This is a genomic window from Acinetobacter sp. YH1901141 (assembly GCF_013416935.1).
In the GTDB taxonomy this organism is placed as follows: Bacteria; Pseudomonadota; Gammaproteobacteria; order Pseudomonadales; family Moraxellaceae; genus Acinetobacter; species Acinetobacter towneri.
This window is the reverse complement of the sequence record NZ_VPEY01000042.1, coordinates 1-8,794: the sequence shown is the minus strand read 5'-3', so window position 1 is coordinate 8,794 and position 8,794 is coordinate 1. Positions and strand designations below refer to the sequence as shown.

Sequence of the window (8,794 nt, the reverse complement as noted above, 5' to 3'; positions counted from 1 at the left end):
CGATCTTCTGGCCAGAGAGATCTTTAATTTTTCAGCGCTGCATTCCATATATGGACAAATCCCTGACAAGAAATATAGGGAGAGTTTTCAATCTCATAACTCTCTTCAGGGTTACATAAGATCATAAGTTGCGTAAGTTATGTAACTTTATAAATTTATATCTCTGATAGTTCAGCCCCTGGCGATCTTCTGGCCAGAGAGATCTTTAATTTTTCAGCGCTGCATTCCATATATGGACAAATCCCTGACAAGAAATATAGGGAGAGTTTTCAATCTCATAACTCTCTTCAGGGTTACATAAGATCATAATTTGCGTAAGTTATGTAACTTTATATTCATAACAGATCAGTCCTTGGCTGTCTCCTGGTCAGAGAAATCTTTAATTCTTAACAATGCACTTCCATATATGGACAAATCCCTGACAAGAACGACAGGAAGTAGTTTCCCATCCCATAACTCTCTTGGAGGTTATATAAATTAAGGTTAAGTAAGTTAAGTAAGTTAAGTAAGTTAAATAAGTTAAGTAAGTTAAGTAAGTTAAGTAAGTTAAGTAAGTTAAGTAAGTTAAGTAAGTTAAGTAAGTTAAGTAAGTTAAGTAAGTTAAGTAAGTTAAGTAAGTTAAGTAAGTTAAGTAAGTTTATAGCTTTATGTTCATTACAGATCAATCCCTGGCGGTTTATGTAATAGCTCCAGTTAAAACGGACACTTCTCAATTAAGACTTAGTCATAGCACTAGAATTAAGGAGTGTTCTATGGAACGTATTGAAGTTATTAAATCAGTTCAGTGTCGTCAGCGTTTTTCAGCTCGCGAAAAAGCCCAATTTATTGCTATGACCATGCAACCAGGCTCATCTGTTTCTTCTCTTATCAGATTGTATGGCATTTCGCCAAATTTATTATGTAGGATGCTGGAGTAACTGCCGTGGAAACCAATGCGTAGGTCTTCAGTGTGATTGACTATAATTCGCTGTTAAAAATATCAAACAGCTTCAGTAAAGGTTTGGATGAAAAAGCGCAGAAGTTCTCAGGAATTGCTCAGGCAAAAAATACTTATCGCACATGCCATACTCTTTATTTGAAATCACCCAAGAATCAAAATAGCTCATCATTTGAAGTCTATGATCTGTTGCAGTGAAACTTGGGTCTACTCCTCACTTCAAATATTACAGTCTGCAAATTTAGCGTTATTCATTACCAGGGCAGACTAAATTTTTCCTGTAGGTTGGTAGCGTTCAAAATAAGAATTTCTATTATTCAGGTTACGATAACTTTTCTGATTTATATTTTTCTTTATAGCCCACTTTTAACAAATCAGAATAATACTTTTTTACCTTTTCAGGGTCGAGAAGTTCAAGTGAAATCCTTTCTTTAAACGCTTCGATCTCCTCGCCTACATTGGCATATTTTCCCCCGAATTCGGGATATTTGATAAGGTCACACAATTTTTGAGCGAAAAATATAGATTGTTTTGGTGTCAGCTGATATGTCTGTTCCAGTACCTTATCATTAACAATTAAGGAAGCTTTTTGATTAAAAGAAAATTCGATATGTGTAATTGTTCTTCCTTCTTTTTTCTGCTCGTAACTAACGTCAATATCAGTAAGTTTATTAATTTGATCTATGGCAACCGTCAATACACGCTTTTTGAAATCTCCCATGGTTTTATATTCATTTTCAAGTAGACCTAACTTATCACGCAATTCAACCATACTAATATATAGCTTGCCTTTGCTACGCCATCTAATCAAAAGTTCATACAGCCGTATAGCGTATACACTAGATAATTGAGAAATTTGCTTTAACTCATAACGAGTAAACTTTTCTTCAAGTTTTACAAAAAGCTGTAAAATATCAGGAGCAAAAATTAATTGAGCGCATGCCGCTTCTTTAACATAGCCAACTTTTGATACCCAACGGCTTTTATAAACCGCAGGCTTACCTGTAACAGGATCTATGGCCTTATAGGTGAGTCTACGTTCAAATAAGTTATCACACGCTCCCTGAAGAGCTTCATAGGCAGCTTGGCGACCTAAATTAAAGTGCTTCATATATTCAGATGCGTGTATTGTTAGCAATGTATCCGATGTAAGCTCTTTTTCAATTTCCCGGGCTGCAATAATTGCAACTAAAATTAAGCGTTGTTCTGACAGAGTCAACGCATAAGATGCTTCAATCAAGTTATTATCTTTATAAATTACATTTGCCATGTTGTGGTCAGAGAAACAAATATTATTAGTTGACATTAACACTTAATGTCCACTAATGAAAGATCTATTTATGTCAGGAAAACGTCCATTTATGTTAGGAAAACGTCCATTTAGATCAAGGAAAACGTCCACCTATTGTCAGGAAAACGTCCATTTAGATCAAGGAAAATGTCCACTTATTGTCAGGAAAATGTCCATTTAAATCCTCTCAAAGATATACACTACAAGGGATACAAGAAACCTATAAAATATAAATTTAAAAATATATATAAAATTAAAAAAGGAGCATTATTTGTGGATAACTTTATTTTTAACTTTCTTTTTCACAATAGTTGATTTAGGAGATTAAAACTTATACATTGTTTTCAACATAATTACGTAACTTACATAACTTATGATTATTTTAGTAGGTGGTGAAAAAGGCGGAGCTGGTAAGAGCTGTCTTGCACAAAACTTAGCTGTTTATTTACAAACCAAGAATAGAGATGTTCTACTTCTAGATGCAGATCCTCAAGGTACAACAACTGACTGGATTAAAGAACGTGATGAGAATGAGGATTTGAAAAATATCCCATCTGTACAAGCTTCAGGCAATATTCGTCAAGTTTTAAAAGATTTATCAAAAAGATATGAAGATATTATCATTGACGCTGGTGGGCAAGATTCAGAAGCATTGCGCTCTGCTATGACTATAGCAACACATATGCTATTGCCTTTTAGACCTAAACGTAGAGATCTAAAGACTTTGGATCATATGGAACAAATATTAAAACTGGCACGAGCAGTGAATCCAGATTTGAATGCCAGAGCAATCATTACACAATGCCCAACATTACCGTCACAAGTACAGCGAATTTTAGATGCTAAAGAAGCCTGTGTATCGTTTGGAATAAAAGCCTTAGACCAAATCACGACAAACCGAAATGTTTATGATGATGCAGATGAAAATGGCTTATCTGTTTTTGAAGTAACAAGTGATCCAAAGGCAAAAGCAGAGATTGAAGGGATAGCTCAAGAGTTTTTAGGAGTGTAATTATGGCAGGTCTTAGCGGTTTAAAAAAGAAAACTGACGATCTTTCGGATCAAGATAAACTGGTTGAAAACTTTATATCTGGAGCTGATAAAAGAGTTAAGGACCTAGAAGTTTCACAAAAGAAATTCGTTCGTTGTACCTTTTCTTTAAATCAAGAATTAAGTGAGTTAATCGATGAGTTAATTATCAAAAGTAATAATGCTCGTGTTAACAGATCTAGTATTGTAAGAATAGCTTTAGAATCACTGGCAGAGCAGAATTTAGAAGATTTTAAGCAACTAGTTGATAAAAGTTTTAAATAAAATGAGAAGGGAACGTTATTTAATCTATAAGATTAAATAACATAACTTCATAACTTCATAACTTCATAACTTCATAACTTCATAACTTCATAACTTCATAACTTCATAACTTCATAACTTCATAACTTCATAACTTCATAACTTCATAACTTCATAATATATTAAAATTTAATTTTTAGATTTATGCCACTGTTAATTCATGGACTACCACAACGTATGTTCTTCGTTTTTCGCAAGAGATGCGATGGATGTCTGATTATTTGTAGTCATAAATTTAAGTCCCCACTTGTTTCTAAGTGGGGACTAAATTAAGGCTTATAGGATGAATTCAGAAGGTGTGTTCAGCGGACGCTTACAAAAGAAATAACGAAAAAATAGTTAAATTAACTTTTCAGTATTAATTTGACTATTTTTAATTTTAATTGCTATTGAATAATATTCGATTTAAATACAATTTTTTAGTGATTAAGTCCAACCCAGATATTTCTTTTTTCAAATCACATTTAAAAGTAATAATTTTTTTTCCGTGGTCTACGGTGTAGCTAAAAATTAAACCATTATGTACTTTATAGTATTTATTACCGATATACTTGTATCCAAAAAAATGAAATGAAAGAAGGGAGTCACAAAATATTTCTAACATCTTAGAATTATTTATATTAATAAAAGAGACAGTAAAACTATCCGATGAATTGTGAACCAATTTATCAAGAATATTAAGAAGAAATGTATTGTATAGTTGCGAAGATTTCACTATTTAACCTTATTTAAAGCACACGAAAAACACGTAAAAAACGAGTTAACCTTTCATGTCTTTAAATAAGAGTGACTTTCTCCCGCTAGCCTTAATTCTAGCTAACCAACTAGTCTGTTATAAAACTAGGGGGCTATTGATTTTATAACTCAATAAAGATGAAAAATCTAGTTTTTTTAGCTTTTTTTTATCTTCTATCAGAATTTATAAAAAATTAATTTGAAGGACTAGAAACCAAAATCATAGCTATCAGTGGTACGGTTTAGGCTCTTAGAGTTTTCGTCTAATGTTATAGACTTTTCTTTATCGATAGGGAGGGGGTGATCTTCTATAGTTGGTGATGTTGGAGGGGAATTATGAATAACAGTCTTGTGCTCATTTATTTGGTGCACAATATTGTGATCTATCTTGTCGTTCGCTGAGCTTTCAACTTGACGATCTATTACTAATGGGTGGTCAAATTCGATTCTTATATTTGTTGCACGTGCAATTTCTTGAACCTGTCTTTTAAAGTCATCTGTACCAGAGACCAATACAACACCAAACTTATCTCTAGCTAATAATAAGGCATCGTGAATATGGTCACGTTGTTGGCTCAGTACAGTAATATTTTCAGATTTTTTACTTTCAAAAAAAGCGACTTTCTCTTGATCGATATAAAATGTTTCTCCAAATCTGTATTCGATACGATATTTTTTAATAGGGGAAGCTGACTGTAAAATTTGATCAGAATCTTTCAATGTTTCTTTTGGCCTCGTGAAGATATTATTCCGCTCTAATTCCTGTTGTTTTTGTAGCTTAGCTTTTCTACTGTATTCGTAAAACTCAAACATCTGTAAGTAATCTAGTTCAGATAAAGATTCTGTCTGTTGATAGGATTTATTCACTTGATTTTTAGGTATAAGTGCGAGGTCTTTCAAATGTTGCGAAGCGTCGTTGGTTATAACAAGGGTATGGCATTTTTCGTTGATCATAGGCTGATGCTGTAAAGAAAAATATAATTGCCAGGTTTGCTCGATGTCATTTGAGTTGAAATATTTTTTATTTAATTTTGAGGCTTGTGTATAGATTAGGTTATGCAATCTCTGTATCAAGATACTCTGATCGTCTTGATTAAGCTGAGGCAATTGATGCTTTTGAATACATGTTGCTAAAATAGATGTGAGCTGGCTCAGTTTGATGCCACAACAGTTCAGAAGTAAACCAGTTTTGATCAGTGCTGTGCTTTTGCATTCGCCTGTTGTTTTAAAATGTTGATAGAGTTGCTTGAAGCAAATTTGGAGTTGCTCTAATGATAATTCTGAGAGAGCAGGCAGAGTTCTACTTTTGTTTGTATCTTGAATTTCATTGGATTTATGTTTGGACAGCATCTTAAATAAGTTTTTAAAATCTGATGATCCTCGAACTGATACTTCATGCTCGGGATGTAAATTCTTTAAACATTGCTGTAATCGGGTGATTGAATAATTACTAAAGACCAGAATCCCATATCTATTCTGAATGCCAATGGGCTCTTTAGGATCATTCGAATCAAACAAAATTTTGGCAGTCTTGATTTCTGGGTTTTCTTGATAAATAAAATTTTTAGACTGACGTTGATCGAATAGAAATTGTTGTTGTATCAATAGAGGATTTGTGGGTGAGACAAATCTTAAAAAATCAGCATAAGAGGTAATTTGGGTTGAATCAAAGTTTCTAGACAAAAAATTTTGATCAAATAGCTTTTCAGAGGTCTGTTGGCTTAAATTTTGATTTTGGGAAAGAAATACTTTTCTAATTTCAGCTCTGGTGGTCAGTTGATCTGTATGATGTTGATAATGCAATAGAGTATAAATCGTATCAGAAGCCTGTTCTGGAAATTTTTTCTGAAGTTGTTTTAAAAAAGAAGATTTATTGTTTTTATAAATTTCATTCTCGAAATTGATATCCCGGTACTTTGATCGACGATTCTGACTATAAACATCTTTAGTTGATTTCATCTTGAGATAAGCGTCATGAAGCTCCTTAACCAAAAAGTCTTCATTCTGGAATAAATGATAAGCAGAGATCTTTGAGGATTCATGTGGAGTGTGCTGAGCTGTCGTATTCAATTTGGGCTGATAGATTTTGATCTGATCAGCGTGATGAGGTGTAAACTCCCCCCAACGCTTTTCCAAGCTCTTTAAAGTGACTTGTTTATTGCAAAATAAAGAAGCCTTAAACGTCAGAGACTGTTGATCATCAGTTTTTATTTTAAAAATACTACCATTACGTTTTCGCTCATACAAAATTCCTAAACCTGCTAATTGTTGATGCCAGTCCTGCCAACTATTTGCATCTTTTAGGATCGGCTGAATGGTTTTTTCAAGGTCATCTTGATAGTTGCCTGCAGTCGCAATGTCATTGCGCAACTGACTCTTTTGTTGATGTCGATGTTCTTGATCACGAATCTTTGCACTGATTTTAAATGCATCAGGATTTGATATGTGGTTGATGTTTTTTTCACATTGGCCAGTTTCATGATTATAGATAAACAGAGGATTTGGCTCAGGTTCCCAGCCTTGTTTTGCTTCAATTTCAGCAGTGGCTCTATGCACTGCATTCAAAATCCAACCATCACCTAAATCCACCGCTTGATGTTCATTATGATTATTTTTTCTGTAAGGGTGGATTCGATTAATGATCAAATGAAAATGCACATTGTCTGTATCAATGTGCAGCGCATACTGCATTTGTAAGTCATCTGCTTTGAGATGTTTACTTAAAATATCGATTTGCTCTTCTAATTGTTGAATCGTGGGTACTTCAAATTTTTTAAAACTTGTAACCAGATGAACGATTGGGTCAGTCACTCTAGAATTGAGACTGGCAGTTTGTGACATTTCAATTTTTTGATATGCAATATCATCATCTAAAAAGTTTCTTGAATTTGAATAGACACATTTTTCAGAAATAAGTTCAGTGCTAAAACTTGCGTGCAACTGGGTAATATAGTCACTGAGGTAGTCGATACGCGTTTGATTTGGATTATGTATGTAGTCTGATAAACCGTTGATACGATTTTCAACAGAAGTGCCTAATGCATTTGGAATGATCTTAGTAATCATCTCTTAAGCACCTCGTCATTTAGTCGACGCACAATGATTTTCAACTCATGAACGAGCTCTGTAAGGTCACATAATTCTTCGGGGATCAAATCTTTATCTTGGAGTTCAATCAATATTTTTGCGAGAACAATCCCGATCATCCTAATCGTATGAATATCACGTTGATCGATTAATTGACTGTAGTCATCACTTAAAATTTTTTTACGTATATAGTCAGATTGATTGAGCTGTAATGCCCTAGCGGCATCATTGATATCTTGATGTTCATCTGCAGTTAAACGAACAATGATCTGCTTATTTCTTGATGCTTTAACTTTCATTTTTTTCTACTTTATACAAATTGAGACCGAGCGAAGCGAGCTCGAGATTTGTGAATCTGGACGATGTGATATACATCGTCCCATCCTGTACTTTTTTGTGATCGGTGATGAGTGAATTAACGTTAATGAAAATAATGAATGATTTATATTTTTTTTTGAGTGCAAAATGTTACATTTTTCAGTAATTCAAAATTTAGAAATGTGTCAAGTTTTACCATTTCTGTAATAGAATATATTCAGAAAAATTGGCTTATATATTTATTCTTAGGAAAAAACATGATACAAGAGCAAAATGTTTCAGAACTTGATATTGAGAATCTAGCTAATAAAAATTTAGAATCCTCAACAGAAAATACTTCTGAAACTGTATCGACAAAAGAAGAAAAGCATTCAAAAATTGTTGAGAAAAATCAAAAAATTTATAGTGTCAATGATTCTAAAAAATTTGAAGATATTCTTTTTCGTCATATAGAAAAAATGAATGAAAAGACGATCACACGTAATCAGTTACTTACTCAACACAAGAAAACCTTACTTGAACTCTTCAGTCTCGGTGCAACTGTAGAAGAAGTAGTGACTTTTCTAAAAGAAAATAATTTCACGAGTATTTCTGAAGAAAATTTAAATGAATTTTTGAAGAAGAAAAAATAAATTATTGAATGAATACGCTGCCTGATTTAAGCCAACTGACCCATGAACAACTGCTGGAATTTACCAGGCAGTTGGCGATGCAGCATCAGTCTCTGGCACAATCAAATCAAGAATTAGAAAAATCAAACCAGCAATTGGATGCCAAAGTTCAACATCTTTCCATTCTCACGCAAAAATACGAGCATGAACTCGCACTATTTAAACAGCACAAATTCGGCAGTAAAAACGAACATCTCACCGCAAAACAAATCCATCTCTGGGATGAATCGGTTGAAGAAGATATTGCTGCTGTTGATCTAGAACTGGAACGGCTAAATGCAGATAAAACCGATGCAGCGACACACAAAGCCAAAGCAAATAAACCTAAACGTCGACTGCTGCCCGATCATCTACACACCATTCGTATTGAGCATGAACCAGCATCAACCCAATGCAGTTGTG

At 33.7% G+C, this 8,794-nt stretch carries 8 protein-coding genes; 5 read left to right on the top strand and 3 right to left on the bottom strand.

What is annotated here, in order from left to right; all coding sequences use genetic code 11:
• Positions 1 to 752 precede the first annotated feature (752 nt).
• The gene (locus FTV52_RS13675; protein WP_179991000.1) at positions 753 to 917 is read left to right on the top strand and encodes a transposase; all 165 of its coding nucleotides are present in this window, start codon (positions 753 to 755) and stop codon (positions 915 to 917) included.
• 342 nt (positions 918 to 1,259) lie between these two features.
• Here FTV52_RS13675 and repM read toward each other — a convergent pair whose 3' ends face one another.
• The gene (repM, locus tag FTV52_RS13670) at positions 1,260 to 2,207 is read right to left on the bottom strand and encodes a replication initiation protein RepM (RefSeq protein WP_212749456.1); all 948 of its coding nucleotides are present in this window, start codon (positions 2,205 to 2,207) and stop codon (positions 1,260 to 1,262) included.
• A gap of 394 nt (positions 2,208 to 2,601) precedes the next feature.
• Between repM and FTV52_RS13665 the strand changes: the two genes are divergently transcribed.
• Both FTV52_RS13665 and FTV52_RS13660 read left to right on the top strand, forming a co-directional pair.
• Entirely contained in the window at positions 2,602 to 3,240 is a 639-nt protein-coding gene (locus FTV52_RS13665; protein ID WP_004778792.1) for an AAA family ATPase, read from the top strand.
• A gap of 2 nt (positions 3,241 to 3,242) precedes the next feature.
• Entirely contained in the window at positions 3,243 to 3,542 is a 300-nt protein-coding gene (locus FTV52_RS13660) for a hypothetical protein (protein ID WP_004778793.1), read from the top strand.
• Between the two features lie 981 nt (positions 3,543 to 4,523).
• On the opposite strand, the gene FTV52_RS13655 is transcribed toward FTV52_RS13660, so the two are convergent.
• Entirely contained in the window at positions 4,524 to 7,382 is a 2,859-nt protein-coding gene (locus FTV52_RS13655; protein ID WP_179990999.1) for a relaxase/mobilization nuclease domain-containing protein, read from the bottom strand.
• Positions 7,379 to 7,702, bottom strand: coding sequence for a hypothetical protein (locus tag FTV52_RS13650; RefSeq protein WP_179990998.1), 324 nt, complete (start codon positions 7,700 to 7,702; stop codon positions 7,379 to 7,381). Before FTV52_RS13650 ends, FTV52_RS13655 begins: the two co-directional genes overlap by 4 nt.
• Before the next feature lie 276 nt (positions 7,703 to 7,978).
• On the opposite strand from FTV52_RS13650, the gene FTV52_RS13645 reads away from it, so the two are divergent.
• Entirely contained in the window at positions 7,979 to 8,353 is a 375-nt protein-coding gene (locus FTV52_RS13645; protein WP_179990997.1) for a hypothetical protein, read from the top strand.
• Positions 8,354 to 8,361: 8 nt separating this feature from the next.
• Positions 8,362 to 8,794, top strand: a 433-nt coding sequence (locus FTV52_RS13640; RefSeq protein WP_218950503.1) for a transposase, incomplete at its 3' end; no start/stop codon positions are given.